At 65.4% G+C, this 14,722-nt stretch carries 17 protein-coding genes and 1 tRNA gene; 11 read left to right on the top strand and 7 right to left on the bottom strand.

What is annotated here, in order from left to right; translation table 11 throughout:
• Positions 1-30 precede the first annotated feature (30 nt).
• The 7 genes from GVM20_RS12775 to aroA form a co-directional block, all read right to left on the bottom strand.
• Positions 31-1,011 carry an NADPH:quinone oxidoreductase family protein gene (locus tag GVM20_RS12775; RefSeq protein WP_166547599.1) on the bottom strand — a complete coding sequence of 327 codons (981 nt, stop codon included), beginning with the start codon at positions 1,009-1,011 and terminating at the stop codon, positions 31-33.
• 123 nt (positions 1,012-1,134) lie between these two features.
• The gene (gloB, locus tag GVM20_RS12770) at positions 1,135-1,890 is read right to left on the bottom strand and encodes a hydroxyacylglutathione hydrolase (RefSeq protein WP_166547573.1); all 756 of its coding nucleotides are present in this window, start codon (positions 1,888-1,890) and stop codon (positions 1,135-1,137) included.
• A gap of 209 nt (positions 1,891-2,099) precedes the next feature.
• The gene (rpsA, locus tag GVM20_RS12765) at positions 2,100-3,806 is read right to left on the bottom strand and encodes a 30S ribosomal protein S1 (RefSeq protein ID WP_166547572.1); all 1,707 of its coding nucleotides are present in this window, start codon (positions 3,804-3,806) and stop codon (positions 2,100-2,102) included.
• A gap of 216 nt (positions 3,807-4,022) precedes the next feature.
• Entirely contained in the window at positions 4,023-4,643 is a 621-nt protein-coding gene (locus GVM20_RS12760) for a (d)CMP kinase (protein ID WP_166547571.1), read from the bottom strand.
• The gene (locus tag GVM20_RS12755; protein WP_166547570.1) at positions 4,640-5,653 is read right to left on the bottom strand and encodes a proline iminopeptidase-family hydrolase; all 1,014 of its coding nucleotides are present in this window, start codon (positions 5,651-5,653) and stop codon (positions 4,640-4,642) included. Before GVM20_RS12755 ends, GVM20_RS12760 begins: the two co-directional genes overlap by 4 nt.
• Positions 5,650-5,919 carry a CBU_0592 family membrane protein gene (locus tag GVM20_RS12750; protein WP_166547569.1) on the bottom strand — a complete coding sequence of 90 codons (270 nt, stop codon included), beginning with the start codon at positions 5,917-5,919 and terminating at the stop codon, positions 5,650-5,652. The genes GVM20_RS12755 and GVM20_RS12750 overlap by 4 nt, the downstream gene beginning before the upstream one ends.
• The gene (aroA, locus tag GVM20_RS12745) at positions 5,916-7,232 is read right to left on the bottom strand and encodes a 3-phosphoshikimate 1-carboxyvinyltransferase (protein ID WP_166547568.1); all 1,317 of its coding nucleotides are present in this window, start codon (positions 7,230-7,232) and stop codon (positions 5,916-5,918) included. Before aroA ends, GVM20_RS12750 begins: the two co-directional genes overlap by 4 nt.
• A 198-nt stretch (positions 7,233-7,430) precedes the next feature.
• Between aroA and GVM20_RS12740 the strand changes: the two genes are divergently transcribed.
• The 11 genes from GVM20_RS12740 to rplS all read left to right on the top strand — a co-directional run bounded on the left by GVM20_RS12740 (position 7,431) and on the right by rplS (position 14,702).
• Positions 7,431-7,772 (top strand): TIGR02300 family protein, encoded by a 342-nt coding sequence (locus tag GVM20_RS12740; protein ID WP_166547567.1) that lies wholly within the window; start codon positions 7,431-7,433, stop codon positions 7,770-7,772.
• Between the two features lie 243 nt (positions 7,773-8,015).
• Positions 8,016-8,091 (top strand) — tRNA-Ala (locus GVM20_RS12735).
• A gap of 132 nt (positions 8,092-8,223) precedes the next feature.
• On the top strand, positions 8,224-9,693 hold the full coding sequence (ffh, locus tag GVM20_RS12730) for a signal recognition particle protein (RefSeq protein ID WP_166547566.1): 1,470 nt from the start codon (positions 8,224-8,226) through the stop codon (positions 9,691-9,693).
• A 61-nt stretch (positions 9,694-9,754) separates the two neighbouring features.
• The gene (rpsP, locus tag GVM20_RS12725; protein ID WP_166547565.1) at positions 9,755-10,264 is read left to right on the top strand and encodes a 30S ribosomal protein S16; all 510 of its coding nucleotides are present in this window, start codon (positions 9,755-9,757) and stop codon (positions 10,262-10,264) included.
• Positions 10,265-10,270: 6 nt separating this feature from the next.
• A complete protein-coding gene (rimM, locus tag GVM20_RS12720; RefSeq protein ID WP_166547564.1) occupies positions 10,271-10,771 on the top strand; it encodes a ribosome maturation factor RimM in 501 nt (166 codons plus the stop codon).
• 4 nt (positions 10,772-10,775) lie between these two features.
• On the top strand, positions 10,776-11,321 hold the full coding sequence (locus GVM20_RS12715) for a glycine-rich domain-containing protein (RefSeq protein ID WP_166547563.1): 546 nt from the start codon (positions 10,776-10,778) through the stop codon (positions 11,319-11,321).
• Entirely contained in the window at positions 11,321-12,133 is an 813-nt protein-coding gene (locus GVM20_RS12710) for a TIGR04222 domain-containing membrane protein (protein ID WP_166547562.1), read from the top strand. The genes GVM20_RS12715 and GVM20_RS12710 overlap by 1 nt, the downstream gene beginning before the upstream one ends.
• 22 nt (positions 12,134-12,155) lie before the next feature.
• Complete coding sequence (locus GVM20_RS12705; protein WP_166547561.1) at positions 12,156-13,112, top strand: carbon-nitrogen hydrolase family protein; 957 nt, start codon at positions 12,156-12,158, stop codon at positions 13,110-13,112.
• Positions 13,109-13,597 (top strand): hypothetical protein, encoded by a 489-nt coding sequence (locus tag GVM20_RS12700; protein WP_166547560.1) that lies wholly within the window; start codon positions 13,109-13,111, stop codon positions 13,595-13,597. The genes GVM20_RS12705 and GVM20_RS12700 overlap by 4 nt, the downstream gene beginning before the upstream one ends.
• A complete protein-coding gene (gene trmD, locus GVM20_RS12695) occupies positions 13,594-14,337 on the top strand; it encodes a tRNA (guanosine(37)-N1)-methyltransferase TrmD (RefSeq protein WP_166547559.1) in 744 nt (247 codons plus the stop codon). The genes GVM20_RS12700 and trmD overlap by 4 nt, the downstream gene beginning before the upstream one ends.
• Entirely contained in the window at positions 14,334-14,702 is a 369-nt protein-coding gene (gene rplS, locus GVM20_RS12690; protein WP_166547558.1) for a 50S ribosomal protein L19, read from the top strand. Before trmD ends, rplS begins: the two co-directional genes overlap by 4 nt.
• Positions 14,703-14,722 lie beyond the last annotated feature (20 nt).

Here is a 14,722-nt window from a genome sequence, read left to right as displayed (position 1 = left end):
TCGAGGCCGCCCTTTTTCGTTGGCGCGTTCTTAGCTGCCCGGCAGGAACACGACTTTGCCCACCAACTCGCGCTGGGCCATCGCGTTGAAGCCTTCTCGCCAACGCGAAAGGGGCAGGATACGATCAATCGCGGGCGTGATTGCCCCCGCTTCCGCTAACCGGGTGATTGCTCCTTGGATCGCGCGGCCGCGTTCGGGGAAGCGGCGGGCATATTCCCCGGCCCGCAGGCCCACGATGCTGAAGCCTTTGATCAGCGGGATGTTGGTCGCAATGCCGGCGATCCGGCCCGAGGTGAATCCGACCACCATCAGCTTGCCTCCGAAAGCGACGCAGCGGGTCGATTCGTCGAACACATCGCCGCCCACGGGATCGAACACGATATCGGCGAGTGCGCCGCCGGTGAGGTCTGCCACAGCTTCACGGAAGCGCCCCTCGGCTACGACCACCGCCTCAGGGCGGGCGAGGGCATTGATGCGCTCTGCCTTCGCTGCGCTGCCGGTCGTGGCGATGACATGGGCGCCCAGCGCGCGGGCCAGGTCGCAGGCGGCAAGGCCCACGCCGCCGCTTGCGCCGTGGACCAGCACCCATTGGCCCTCCTGCAACCCGCCCAGTTCGACCAGCCCGGTAAAGGCGGTCGAATAGGCCGCGCCCATCGCCGCTGCGGCGGGGAAGTCCATGCCTTGCGGCATCATCGAGAGCTTGTCGGCCGGCACACTGGCGATCTCGGCAAAGGCGCCGGTCTTGTTGCCGCCCATGACCCGGTCACCGGGAGCAAAACCGCTCGCCGGGTCAGCCTCCAGCACCTCGCCCGCAAATTCGAGGCCCGAAGTGAAAGGTGGCTGCGGCTTGAACTGATATTCGCCCCGCGTCATCAGCAGATCGGGAAAGTTGAGCGAAGCCGCCCGAACCCGCACCAGCACCTCGCCCGGTGCGCGGGCAGGCTCCGGGATTTCGGCGAGCGTCACACCGGACAGATCGGGCGAGAGCGCAGTGACGCGCAGGGCCTGCATCATTTGCCTTTCGTCATTGCGAGCAAAGCGAAGCAATCCATGGACTGACTTCGCCACCTGTCGCTGCGTTCGCCCATGGATTGCCGCGTCGCCTGCGGCTCATCGCAATGACGAGATTGGAGTTTAGAAATTGTCCTTGGCCGCCCGCAGCGCCGCAAAGGTCTCGTGGGGAGCCGCGCCGCCCCAGCGGGCCATCATCGTGGGCTCGTCGGCGCGCAGGAAGGGGTTGGTCGCCAGCTCACGCCGGAGCGTCGTCGGCACCGTGGGCGTATCCTTGGCCCGCTTGTCGGCGATCTCGGCAGCGTAATCCTGCAAGGCGACATTATCGGGATCGGCGTGGAGCGCGAACTTGGCATTCGACGCGGTATATTCATGCGCGCAGTAGAGCAGGGTTTCCGGCGGCAGTGCCTTAATGCGGCTGAGGCTGTCCCAGAACTGTTGGGGCTGGCCTTCGAACATCCGCCCGCAGCCCAAGGCAAAGACCGAATCGCCCACAAAAGCGATGCCCGCCGAGGGCAGATGGAAGGCGATGTGGCCATTGGTATGGCCCGAGACGTCGATCACCTGCGCTTCCACGCCGCCCAGCGTCACCGTGTCGCCGTGGGCAATGATGCGATCGACCGGGAACTTGCCCGCGACTTCGGCCGGACCGGTGATGGTGCAGCCGGTCGCCTCCTGGATCGCCGCATTTCCGCCGGCGTGATCGGGGTGCCAGTGGGTGTTCCAGATCTGGGTGATCTTCCAACCCTTCATATCGGCTTCGAGCAGATAGGCCTTGGCATCGGGCGTATCGATCGCAACCGTTTCATGGCTGTCGGTGTCGTGGATGAGGTAGCCGTAGTTGTCACTAAGGCACGGGAACTGGTGAACATGGATCATGCGGGCGACCTTACGCGCGCAGGCGGCATGTGAAAAGGCCCGCCTGCTCGGTTGAGCGGGCGGGCCTTCCATGTTGTCCTATCGCTGCGCTACTTGAGGACGGCGTCGACACCGCAGGTGTCGCAAGGCCGACTGGCCGCCCGCAGGTGCTCGCGCAAAGCGCGAAACGCACCGAGGACGCCCGCCCGGAGGGGCGGGCGCCATCAGAGTCAATCTTGGCCCTTCTTGAGCGCGGCGCCCAAGATGTCGCCGAGCGAAGCGCCCGAATCCGACGAACCGAACTGAGCGACAGCTTCCTTTTCCTCGGAAATCTGACGCGCCTTGATCGAGAAGTTCGGCTTCTTGGAACGGTCGAAACCGATCACCATCGCGTCGATCTTGCTGCCGACCTGGAAGCGGTCGGGGCGCTGTTCGTCGCGGTCACGGCCAAGGTCAGCGCGCTTGATGAAGCCGGTCGCACCGTCTTCGCCAACCTGCACTTCCAGCCCGCCGTCACGCACTTCGAGCACGGTGACAGTGACAGTCTGGTTCTTGCGCAGCGAACCGCCGCTGGTGGCGCCTTCAGCCGAGGGCGCACCCTTTTCGAGCTGCTTCATGCCGAGGCTGATGCGCTCCTTGTCGACATCGACGTCGAGCACGATGGCCTTGACCATTTCGCCCTTGCGGTGAAGCGCCAGCGCGTCCTCGCCCGAGATGCCCCAGGCGATGTCCGACATGTGGACCATGCCGTCCACGTCGCCGTCCAGACCGATGAACAGGCCGAATTCGGTGGCGTTCTTGACTTCGCCTTCGACTTCGCTGCCGACCGGGTGCTTCTCGGCGAACTCGTCCCACGGATTGCGCTGGGCCTGCTTGAGGCCGAGGCTGATGCGACGCTTGTCGCTGTCGACTTCGAGCACCATCACATCGACTTCCTGCGAGGTCGAGACGATCTTGCCCGGGTGGACGTTCTTCTTGGTCCAGCTCATTTCCGAAACGTGGACGAGGCCTTCGATGCCCGCTTCCAGTTCGACGAATGCGCCATACTCGGTGATGTTGGTCACCTGGCCCTGAAGCTTCATGCCGACCGGGTACTTGGCGGCGACGCCATCCCACGGATCGCTTTCCAGCTGCTTCATGCCGAGGCTGATGCGCTGGGTTTCAGCATTGATGCGGACGATCTGCACCTTCACCGTATCGCCGATGGCGATCACTTCGCTCGGGTGATTGACGCGCTTGTAGCTCATGTCGGTGACATGCAGCAGGCCGTCGATGCCGCCGAGATCCACGAAGGCACCGTAATCGGTGATGTTCTTAACCACGCCATCGATGATCTGGCCTTCGACCAGGTCATTGATCAGTTCGCTGCGCTGTTCGGCGCGGGTCTCTTCGAGCACGGCACGACGCGAGACGACGATGTTGCCGCGACGACGATCCATCTTGAGGATCTGGAAGGGCTGCGGCACGTCCATCAGCGGGGTGACGTCGCGCACGGGGCGGATGTCGACCTGCGAGCCGGGGAGGAACGCCACGGCGCCGTCAAGATCGACGGTGAAGCCGCCCTTGACGCGGCCGAAGATGCGGCCTTCGACGCGCTTGCCTTCGCCGAATTCGCTTTCCAGCTTGTCCCACGCCGCTTCGCGGCGGGCACGGTCACGCGAAAGCATGGCTTCGCCGTCAGCGTTCTCGACGCGGTCCACGAAGACTTCGACTTCGCCGCCAACGGTCAGGCCGTGGTCGTCTTCGCCGCGCGAAAATTCCTTGAGGGAGATGCGGCCTTCGCTCTTGAGGCCGACGTCGATCACGGCAAAGCCGTTTTCGATCGCAGTGACGGTTCCCTTGACGACGCGGCCTTCAAAGCCATCTTCGCCGGCACCGCCGAGTTGTTCATTGAGCATCGCCTCGAAATCGGCGCGCGTGGGCATCTGGGTTGCCATAGGCTGATTTGGTCCTGTTTCGTTGTGCTACCGGCCGCCGGTTTTTCCGGGGTCTTAAACTGCTTCCCGTGCACCATTGCGCGGGCTGGCAGGGCAAGAGGCCGACGTCTCCGCGCCGCCGAATGCGATTGCGCGAAGGTTCTTCAATCAACGAGGATTGCGTGAACGGCCGCGCGCCTAGGCGAGGGCGGGCCAAAATGCAAGGAAAACCGCCCGTCAGCCGAGCCGAGCTTCGACTGCCTCGATCGCCGCCTCTATAGCCGCATCGCGGCCGAAGTGGGTGGTGTCGATCACCAGCGCGCCGGGTGCCGCCATCAGCGGGGCGTCCTTGCGGTTCATGTCGCGCGCATCGCGGGCAGCGATGTCATGCTCGATTGTCGCGAGCGCGACGTTGATCCCGCGCCCGGTCATCTCGGCCCAGCGGCGGCGCGCGCGCTCGGCAACGCTGGCGGTGACGAACAGCTTCACCCGCGCTTCGGGCGCAATGACCGTGCCGATATCGCGTCCATCGAGCACCGCGCCGCCTTCTTGCAGGGCGAAGGCACGCTGCCGTTCGTAAAGCGCCTGGCGCACCGCCGGATGCACAGACACGCGGCTCGCATAGCCGCCGACGTCCTCGGAGCGCAGGATGTCATCCTCCAGCAGGCCCTCGGCAAAGTCGCAGGCGGCGATGGCATCGTGCGGATCATCGGGATTGCCGCCCAGCAATTGCACCTGCCGACCGACAGCGCGGTAGAGCAAGCCCGTGTCGAGATGCGGCAACCTGAAATACGCGGCCAGCGCCTTGGCGATGGTTCCTTTGCCCGATGCGGTGGGGCCGTCGACGGCGATGATCATTCGGCGCTCTCTCGGCCATCGATGCGGTTCATCCAGTCGCGGTAGATCGCTTCGGACACCTCGGGCCGTTCCGCAATGAAGGCGTGGCTCCCGCCGGGGACGACTGCCAGCTCCGCGCCGGGGGTCAGGGCGAGGAAATCCTGCACCGTGTCGATCCGCGCTTCGTCATACTGGCCGACCACGAACAGGATTCGCTTGCCATCGACGCGGTGCAGCAACCCGCTGGCGTCATAGCTCGCCAGCGAGCCCGAGGCGCGAAATTCGGTCGGCCCCCACATTGCGTTGTAGACGGTGGCGTTGAACCCCTTGCCGCCATAGCGCGCGCGGTAAGCGAGCGCCTCGGGCGAGGGGACAGGGCGGTCAGCGCGGCCATTATAGGCGGCGTAGAAGGCGGCTGTGGCAGGCTCGCAGACCTCGGCGGCGGGCGGGGTGGGGCCTTCACACGCGCGGATCGCCGCGGCGACATCATCGGGCAGGTCGCGGATCAACAGGTTGGTGCCGGTGATCCAGTGTGAGGTCGAGAGGAAGGTGCCGCTCAGCACCGCCGATGCGGTATGCTCGGGATAGGCCGCGGCATATTCGAGCGCGAGGGCCGAGCCCCAACTGTGGCCGATGACGTGCCACCGCTCGACGCCCAGTTCCTTGCGGATCGCCTCAAGCTCGGCAACGAAGCGTTCCGGCTTCCAGTTGGCGGGGTTCTCCGGCCGGTCGGACATGCCGCTGTCGAGCTGGTCGTAAAGGATCACGGGCCGCGTGTCGGCGAGACTGAGGAGGCCGCCAAAGTTCACATGCGTCCCGCCGGGGCCGCCGTGGATGATGATCACCGGGGTCGCGCCTTCACCGATGGTGCCATTCACCCGCGCCCAGACCTTGCCGCCTTCGACAGCGATGCGATGCTCGGAGGTGGCGACCGACCAATCGGCGGCGGGATCGGTGGGGAGGGCGGCGGTTTGGGCCTGTGCGGCGAGCGGAAGGAGGGCGAGGGCGGCGGCAAAGTCGGTCAGTCTCACGGCTGTTCTCCCTCAGCAGAGCGGGCGCGCCACGCGCGCACCAGCCCGAAAATCGCGATCGAGGCCCAGAAGCCTTCGAGCACCAGGCTCGCCCAATTGGTATGGTAGATCAAGGAAACGGTCAGCAGCGCGGCGCCTAGCAGGTTGGTGCCGTGGAGCAGGAAGGGATTGGTCGCCTTGGCCAGCGTCAGATAGGCATAGGCGCCGATGATGCAGGCCGTGCCGCACAGGCCGATGATGCTCGGCCAATCAAGCGGAGTGGTCACCGCGCGGCCTCTTCAAGCAGGCCCATGAAGGTCGGGAAGCTGGTGTTGATCGGTGCGGTGTCGTCCACCATCACGCCGTCGCGGCTGACCGATCCGGCTACTGCCATGCTCATCGCGATGCGGTGGTCGAGCATGGTCTTGACCTGGCCATTGGCGCTGCCCCGCAGCGGTTCGCCGCCGGTGCCGTGGATGGTGAGGCCGTCTTCGTGCTCCTCGACCCGCGCGCCCACGCTGGTGAGCGCGGCGGCCATGGTCGCGAGGCGGTCGCTTTCCTTGACGCGCAACTCGTCGAGCCCGCTGGTGCGCGTGGTGCCCTTGGCGAGGGCGGCGGCGACGAACAGCACCGGGAATTCGTCGATCATGCTCGGCGCAATCGCCGGATCGACATCGACGCCGGTCAGCTGCGCATGGCGCACGCGCAAATCCGCCACCGGTTCGCCGCCGACTTCGCGGGGGTTCACCTCTTCGATATCCGCGCCCATCTGGCGCAGCACTTCGAGCAGTCCGGCGCGGGTCGGGTTGAGGCCGACATTGCGGATGGTGAGATCGCTGCCCGGCACGATGCTCGCCGCGACCATGAAGAAGGCGGCGGAGGACGGATCCCCGGGCACGGTCACATCCATTGGCTTGAGATCAGCCTCGCCGTGGATCGCGATGATCGTCTCGCCGTTCTCCTCGCCCACTTCCAGCTTCGCGCCGAAGCCGGTCAGCATCCGTTCGGTGTGGTCGCGGGTCGGGACAGGTTCGATCACGCGGGTGATGCCGGGGGTGTTGAGGCCCGCGAGCAGCACCGCGCTTTTGACCTGCGCGCTCGCCACCGGGAGCCGATAGGTGATCGGCACAGCGGGGGATGCGCCGCGCAGCATTAGCGGCAAAGTGCCGCCCGCCGAGGCTTCAATCCCTGCGCCCATCATCGCCAGCGGGTCGATCACGCGCTTCATCGGGCGGCCTGACAGGCTCGCATCGCCGATAAAGGTCGCGGTGATGGCATGGCTGGCGACCAGCCCCATCAGCAGCCGGGTCGAGGTGCCGGAATTGCCCATGTCGAGCGCGGTCTTGGGCTCAAGCAAGCTGCCGACGCCGACGCCGTCGACCGTCCAGGTGCCATCCACATTGCGGGCAATCTTCGCGCCGAAGGCTCGCATCGCGGCGGCTGTGGCCAGCACATCCTCGCCTTCGAGCAGGCCGGTGATGGTGCTGCGACCCACCGCGAGCCCGGCAAACATTAGCGATCGGTGGCTGATCGACTTGTCGCCGGGGACGCTGATCGCGCCGGTGAGCGGGCCCAGGGCTGAGAAACGGTGGCTGGTCATGAGGCGGCGGTCTTTGACAGCGCCCCGCGCTTCTGGCAAGGCGCGCCGCGCATCGGGCCCGACCCGTTGATTCAAGGCGCTCAATACCAAGGCCCTTGAATCAAGTGAGGCCGGAACCCACAATTCTCGTGCAATCCCGCGAATTCGCAACCGCGCTTCGCCCGCCCTGCTTCGGGGCGGCCAGTTTGAGGAATACAGATGGCAAAGCCCGAATGGGGTACCAAGCGTACCTGCCCCAAGTGCGGGGAGCGCTTCTACGATCTCGGCAAGGAAGATCCGGTCACCTGCATTGAATGCGGTGAGACCTGGTCGCCGGAGCCGGTGCTCAAGTCGAAGCAGCCGATTCCCTTCGAGGAAGTCGAAAAGAAGAAGGATGTCGATGCTGACGCCGATCTCGGCGGCGACGACGATATCGATGATCTGGAAGACATCGAGGACATCGACGAGGACGGCGATTCGCCCGACAATGATGTCGACCTCGGCGGCGATGACGATCTGGGCGTTGCCACCTCGGGTGACGACGAAGATCACGAGAATTGATCGAATTGCGGGCCCGCCTCCGCGGGCCCGTCCTCGGCGCTGTTCCCGCCGCCATGCGGCGGGGCGCCTGCGGCTCGCGCGCTTGCGCTCGCGGCCGCGATGCGGCCGGACCACTACTTTACCGCTGAAGCTGCGATTATTGGGCCCGGTCGATCAAAATACGCTTGCCAAGGGAGGGCGGCCCCACTAATGGCCGCCTCCCGCAAGCAGGGCACTTAGCCTTGCTCGCATGATGACTGGCTCGGGGCCTTAGCTCAGCTGGGAGAGCGCAACACTGGCAGTGTTGAGGTCAGCGGTTCGATCCCGCTAGGCTCCACCAGTCATCCTGATCAAAGTCGAAAGGCTCGCATCCCTCAGGGAGCACCTTCCGCAACGCTGGCCGACGAGGTTTCGTCCGCCGGCGTTTTTCGCATTTTTCGGCCACTTCGGTGTCCGAGTGGAGAAGTTGGCGATGTTCGACACGCTGTCTGACCGTCTTGGCGGGGTCTTTGACAAGCTCAAGGGCCGCGGCGCGCTGCGTGAGCAGGACGTGCGCGATGCCATGCGCGAAGTGCGGATCGCGCTGCTCGAAGCCGACGTTGCGCTCCCCGTTGCCCGCCGCTTTATCGATGCCGTCACCGAAAAGGCCGTGGGCCAGGACGTGCTGCGCTCGGTTACGCCGGGCCAGATGGTCATCAAGATCGTCCATGACGAGCTGGTCGAAACGCTGGGCGGGATGGAGGTCGAAGGCCTCAAGCTCGATGCTAAGCCGCCGGTCGTGATCATGATGGTCGGCCTGCAGGGTTCGGGCAAGACGACCACCACCGCCAAGCTCGCCAAGCTGATCCGCGAACGCCACGGCAAGAAGGCGCTGATGGCGTCGCTCGACGTCAACCGTCCGGCCGCGCAGGAACAGCTCGCGGTGCTGGGCACCCAGGTCGACGTCGCGACGCTGCCGATCGTCCCCGGCCAGCAGCCGGTCGACATTGCCCGGCGCGCGATGGAATCGGCGCGCCTCCAGAATTTTGACGTGCTGCTGCTCGACACGGCGGGTCGCCTGCATGTCGATGATGCGCTGATGGCCGAGATGAAGGCGGTCGCGGGCGTGTCGTCGCCCAATGAAGTGCTGCTGGTTGTCGATTCATTGACGGGTCAGGACGCGGTCAACGTCGCGCAGAACTTCACCAATGAAGTGCCGCTGACCGGCGTGGTGCTGACCCGCATGGACGGCGATGCCCGCGGCGGCGCGGCGCTTTCGATGCGTGCGGTCACCGGCAAGCCGATCAAGTTTGCAGGGACCGGCGAGAAGCTCGACGCGATCGAGCCCTTCCGTCCCGGCTCTGTCGCTGACCGTATTCTCGGCATGGGCGATGTCGTCAGCCTGGTCGAACGCGCGGCGGCCACGATCAAGGAAGCCGACGCCGAAAAGATGGCGCGCAACCTCGAAAAGGGCAAGTTCGACCTCGACGATCTCGCCATGCAATTGAAGCAGATGCGCAACATGGGCGGCCTCGGGATGCTGGCGGGCATGATGCCGGGCATGAAGAAGGCCAAGGCGGCGATGGCCAGTTCGGGCATGGACGACAAGGTCCTCGTCCACATGGAAGCGATCATCTCCTCCATGACCGCCAAGGAACGCGCCAATCCCGATCTGATGAACGCCAAGCGCAAGAAGCGCGTGGCGGCCGGCAGCGGCACCGATGTGCAGACGGTCAACAAGGTGCTGAAGATGCATCAGGAAATGGCCCGCGCGATGAAGCAGATCAAGAAGATGGGCGGCCTCAAGGGGCTGGCGGCCATGTTCGGCGGCGGCGGTGCTGGCGGCCCGATGGGCGGAATGCCCGGGATGGGCGGCGGCGCAGGCGGTCTTCCCGGTCTCGGCGGCCCCGGAGGCATGGGCGGATTGCCTGGCCTCGGCGGCCCTCCACGTGGCAAGAAATAATTTCAATTCAATCGTTTAAGTTCAAATATCAAACTCAATTCCAATCGAAAGGTAGCATTCCATGTCCATTTCCATCCGGCTTTCGCGCGGCGGTGCCAAGAAGCGTCCCTATTACCGCATCGTCGTCGCCAACAGCCGCAGCCCGCGCGACGGCAAGTATCTTGAGCAGATCGGCACCTATAACCCGCTGCTCGCCAAGGATTCGGGTGAGCGCGTGAAGATCACCGAAGACCGTGCCCGTTACTGGCTCGGCGTTGGCGCGCAGCCGACCGACCGTGTGGCCCGCTTCCTCGATGCTGCGGGCATCCTTGAGCGTACCGCTCGCGTGAACCCCAAGAAGGGTGAGCCCGGCGAAAAGGCCAAGGAGCGCGCTGAAGAGCGTGCTGCCAAGATCGCCGAAGCCGAAGAAGCGGCCCGCGCCGCTGAAGAAGAAGCCAAAGCCGCTGCTGCTGCCCCGGCTCCGGCTGCCGAAGAAGCGGCTGCTGAAGAAGCGCCCGCCGCTGAAGAAGCTGCCGCTGAGGAAGCCCCGGCTGCTGAAGACGCTGCGACCGAAGAACAGGCCGAAGGCTAAGCTGATATGACCAAGCCCGTCACCCTCGCCGCCATCATCGGCGCGCATGGGGTGGCGGGCGAGGTGCGTCTGAAGCTGTTCGGGGAGGGTGCCCAGACGCTCTCGACCCACAAGAGCTTCAATGACGGTGCGCTTACCCTGATCAAGGTGCGGGATGACGGGAAAGGCGGCGCGATTGCGCGGCTGGCCGAAAGCACCTCCCGCGGGGATGCGGAAAAACTGCGCGGCACGGCGCTGACCGTCCCCCGCGATGCCTTGCCGCCCTTGGCCGAGGGCGAGTTCTACCACGCCGATCTGCTCGGGCTGCCGGTCGTCACCGACACCGGAGAGAGCGTCGGCACCGTACTTGCGGTCGAGAACTTCGGCGCGACCGACATCATTGAAATCACCCGCGCCCCGGTGCCCGAAAAGGGTCCGAAGACCTTCATGGTGCCGATGATTCCCACCGCTGTGATCGAGTGGGATCAAGCAAGGCTTGTGATCGGAGCCGCTTTCGCCGAAGATTGACGGCGTGAGCCCGCCTGACGACGCCCTCTGGCAGCGTATCGCCGACCACCGGATCGGCCCAGCGGACGCATCGCTTACTTTCGCCGCCCGGCTTGCCCGCGAAAACCGTTGGAGCGAGCCATACGCCCAACGCGTGATCGATGAGTACAAGCGCTTCTGCTATCTCGCGATGACCGCCGGGCACGAGGTCACGCCGTCTGACGCGGTGGATCAGGCCTGGCACCTCCACCTCACCTACAGCCGCGACTATTGGGAGCAGTTCTGCCCCGTCGTGCTGGCGTCCCCCTTGCACCACGGGCCCACGCAGGGCGGCGAAATCGAGCGGACGCGGTTCTACCGCCAATATGCCGATACGCTCGCCGCCTACGAGGCCGCCTTCGGCGCGCCGCCGCCTGCCGACATCTGGCCGGCCGCCAGCAGGCGGTTCTCCGTCGATCCCAAAGGTATTCGCGTTAACTTGTTCGATGATATTGTCCTCAAACGCCGGGTCGCTCTGGCGCTGGGCCTGATTGTCTTTCTGGCAGGGTTCATCGCGGGAAGGATGATGTAATGCAGCTGTTCTCGTCCTGGACGGGCAGCGATTTCCTGCTGTTTTACACGATGTTGCTTGGTCTTGCGACCTTCGCTGCATGGTGGCTGCCGGTGCATCTGCGCGAGCCGGGGCGGCAGGGCGAGACCGATGATCTTGAAAGCATCGCATTGCTCGTAGGTGGCCGCCAGCGCATGGCCGATTCGCTTCTGGCCGATCTCTACGTGCGCGGCGCGCTGGTTCCGGCCGAGAAGGGCAAGCTTCACGTCGCTGCACGCGATCTGCCCGTCAGCCCGGGCGGCAAGGCCTTGCTGGCCATTGATGCCCCCGTGACGCTCGCCGAGGCACGCCGCGCAATCCATATCCATGCCGATCGGGTCGCGGCCCGCCTGCGCCGCGCAGGCCTGCTGCTGCGCCCCGAGGAGCACAACCGCTTGCGCCTGTTATCGGTGGCGCCCTTTGGCGCGCTGCTCATGCTGGGCCTCTATCGCCAGCGGGCCGGGAGCGCGCTGGACGAGCCAACGGGGTTTCTGGTTGTGCTGCTGGGCGTGACCGTCGCACTAGCGGTGATCCGCTTCCTGACCTGTGATCCGCGCACTGCGGCCGGCATGGCGACTGTGCAGCAAATGCGCGTCAGCAACGGCCGCTTCGCTCGCGCTCCCCGGCCTGACGAGGCGGCGATGGCGGTGGCATTGTTCGGCACCAGCGTTCTGGTCGGCACCCCGTGGGAGCCGGTTCACGCCCTGCGCCAGAAGAATGGCGACGGCGGCGGTGCCGACGGCAGCAGCGATGGCGGCTGCGGCGGCGGTGGCTGCGGCGGTTGCGGGGGCTGATTTCCCGGCGTAAGCGCACGCCATGACGAAGCTCACTGTCGCCGTTGTCCAAGCCGCGCCGATCCCGCTCGATTTTCAGGCCGGGATCGACAAGGCGCTACGTCTGGCGCGCGCGGCCATTGATGGCGGTGCGCGCGTGGTGGCGTTTGGCGAGACATTCCTCGGCGGTTACCCGCTGTGGCTCGACGAGGCACCCGGCGCGGCCCTGTGGGACCACCCCGGCACCAAGGCGCTCCACGCGATCATGCTCGAACAGGCCGTGGTCGCCCATGACGAGCGGCTGCTGCCCTTGCAGGAACTCGCTGATGCAAGCGGCGCGATCATCAGCATCGGCGCGCATGAACGGGTGCGGCGCAGCCTCGTCAACAACCAACTGACCTTCCGCCCCGGCCTCCCGGTGCTCGACCACCGCAAGCTGGTGCCCACCCACGGCGAGCGCCTCATCTGGGCGCGCGGCGATGGGTCGACGCTGGGCGTGCATCAGGCCGAGTGGGGCCGTCTCGGCACGCTGATCTGCTGGGAGCACTGGATGCCGCTCGCCCGCGCGGCGATGCATAATCTCGCCGAGGATGTGCACATCGCCGCCTGGCCGACGGTGCGCGAGAGCCACCAGATCGCCTCGCGGCACTATGCGATGGAGGGCCGCTGCTTCGTGCTGGCGGCGGGGCTCGTGCAGATGAAGGACGATTTGCTCGACGGGCTGGAGCGCGTGGGCGGGTCGGATGTTGCCCGCGAGTTGCTGGAGGCGATCCCCGGCGAGGTGCTCAACCGCGGCGGCTCGCTGATCGCGGCACCCGACACCCGCGTAATCGCGCAGGCAGGCGATGGGGAGGAGACGCTGCTCGCGGAACTCGACCTAGCCGAAGTGGCGGCGGGGCTGGCGAATCTCGATACCGATGGACACTACGCGCGGCCCGATGTGTTCGAGCTGTCGGTTGATACGCGGGCGAGGGAGGGCGTTCAATGGAACTCAGAGTGAGCAAGCCGCGCGAAAAATGGTTCTTCCTGATCGCTCTGCCGCTGGCAATCGCCATCGAATGGGCTTTCGCGCGAACGCTCGACTGGTCGGCGTATCCGCGGAGCGAGTGGGTCGCGCTGTTCGACCTGTGCGTCTTTATGCCGATGCTATATCTGACCGCTTTCACCAGCGAACTGACCCGAAAAGCGCGTTTGCTGCGCTGCCTCGGGGTCGCCGGAGCCGGACTGTTCGCTTCAAGCTTCATCGTCCCCGAGCCCAACCAGTTCATCATCGGCGAGCTTTCAGCGGTGCGGAAAATTGCGATGGTCGGCATTGTGGCATTCGAGGGATGGGTTCTCTGGAAGGTGATTGGCGCGGTGTATCGCCACGACGCCGATGCGAAGACGCTTGAACGCGAGTTCGCGATGCCGGAATGGATCGCGAAGTTGATGGTGCTCGAAGCGCGGTTCTGGAAGGCCGTCTGGCAGTTCCTGCGCCGCAAATGACCTTCGCCGCCACCATCCTCACGCTCTATCCCGAGATGTTCCCCGGCCCGCTTGGCGTTTCGCTGGCAGGCCGTGCCATGGCTGAGGGCAAGTGGGCCTGCGAGACGGTGCAGATCCGCGACTTTGCCACCGACAAGCACCGCACGGTCGATGATACCCCCGCAGGCGGCGGGGCGGGGATGGTGCTCAAGTGCGATGTGCTGGCGCGGGCTTTGGACAGCGCGCCCGCCGCTGGCCGCCCCATCCTCGCCATGACTCCGCGCGGGAAACCCATCACCCAGGCGCGCATCCGCGAACTCGCGCAAGGCCCCGGGGTCGTCATCCTGTGCGGGCGGTTCGAGGGCTTTGACGAGCGCCTCTTCGAAGCGCGGCCTGACATCGAACAGGTCTCCCTCGCCGACATCGTTCTCAGCGGGGGTGAGATGGCTGCGCTGACCATCCTTGACGCTTGCATTCGGCTGCTTCCCGGCGTAATGGGCGCGACCTTGAGCGGGGAGGAGGAGTCGTACGAAAACGGCCTCCTCGAATACCCGCACTATTCCCGACCTCAGGAATGGGAAGGGCGCACGATCCCCGAAGTGCTGCGATCGGGGGATCATGCGAAGATCGCGGCGTGGCGCAAGCTGCAAAGCGAAAATGATACACGGTCACGCAGGCCGGACTTGTGGGAGCGCTATGAGGGCGCTCGGGTCCAACCTGCCTCTGGCGCGCGGCGAAAAGACAAGGAACCGGACCAGTGAACCTGATCCAGCAGATTGAAGCCGAAGAAATCGCCAAGTCCGGCAAGGACATTCCCGAATTCCGCGCAGGCGACACCGTCCGCGTCGGCGTGAAGGTGAAGGAAGGCAACCGTGAGCGTGTTCAGAACTACGAAGGCGTCGTGATCGCCCGTTCGAACCGCGGCATGGGCAGCAACTTCACCGTGCGCAAGATGAGCTTTGGCGAAGGCGTCGAGCGCGTTTTCCCGCTCTACTCGCCGATCGTCGAAAGCATCACCGTGGTCCGCCGCGGCGTGGTGCGTCGCGCCAAGCTCTATTACCTGCGCGGCCGCACCGGCAAGAGCGCACGTATCGTCGAGCGCAAGATGAGCGCCCCCAAGGCGTAAGGCTTTCCAGCCACCGAAAT

Origin of the sequence: Porphyrobacter sp. SLTP (genome assembly GCF_009905735.1) — a bacterium.
GTDB lineage: Bacteria > Pseudomonadota > Alphaproteobacteria > Sphingomonadales > Sphingomonadaceae > Erythrobacter.
Note: the sequence above shows the minus strand (reverse complement) of the source record. Positions and strands in the feature narration are given on the sequence as shown.

Excerpts from the sequence above, each read along its gene's own strand:
- gloB (WP_166547573.1), bottom strand. The coding sequence starts at position 1,890 with ATGATCCATGTTCACCAGTTCCCGTGCCTTAGTGACAACTACGGCTAC.
- rimM (WP_166547564.1), top strand. The coding sequence starts at position 10,271 with ATGACCAAGCCCGTCACCCTCGCCGCCATCATCGGCGCGCATGGGGTG.
- GVM20_RS12775 (WP_166547599.1), bottom strand. The coding sequence starts at position 1,011 with ATGCAGGCCCTGCGCGTCACTGCGCTCTCGCCCGATCTGTCCGGTGTG.
- GVM20_RS12710 (WP_166547562.1), top strand. The coding sequence starts at position 11,321 with ATGCAGCTGTTCTCGTCCTGGACGGGCAGCGATTTCCTGCTGTTTTAC.
- rpsA (WP_166547572.1), bottom strand. The coding sequence starts at position 3,806 with ATGGCAACCCAGATGCCCACGCGCGCCGATTTCGAGGCGATGCTCAAT.
- GVM20_RS12740 (WP_166547567.1), top strand. The coding sequence starts at position 7,431 with ATGGCAAAGCCCGAATGGGGTACCAAGCGTACCTGCCCCAAGTGCGGG.
- trmD (WP_166547559.1), top strand. The coding sequence starts at position 13,594 with ATGACCTTCGCCGCCACCATCCTCACGCTCTATCCCGAGATGTTCCCC.
- rpsP (WP_166547565.1), top strand. The coding sequence starts at position 9,755 with ATGTCCATTTCCATCCGGCTTTCGCGCGGCGGTGCCAAGAAGCGTCCC.
- aroA (WP_166547568.1), bottom strand. The coding sequence starts at position 7,232 with ATGACCAGCCACCGTTTCTCAGCCCTGGGCCCGCTCACCGGCGCGATC.
- GVM20_RS12705 (WP_166547561.1), top strand. The coding sequence starts at position 12,156 with ATGACGAAGCTCACTGTCGCCGTTGTCCAAGCCGCGCCGATCCCGCTC.
- GVM20_RS12760 (WP_166547571.1), bottom strand. The coding sequence starts at position 4,643 with ATGATCATCGCCGTCGACGGCCCCACCGCATCGGGCAAAGGAACCATC.
- ffh (WP_166547566.1), top strand. The coding sequence starts at position 8,224 with ATGTTCGACACGCTGTCTGACCGTCTTGGCGGGGTCTTTGACAAGCTC.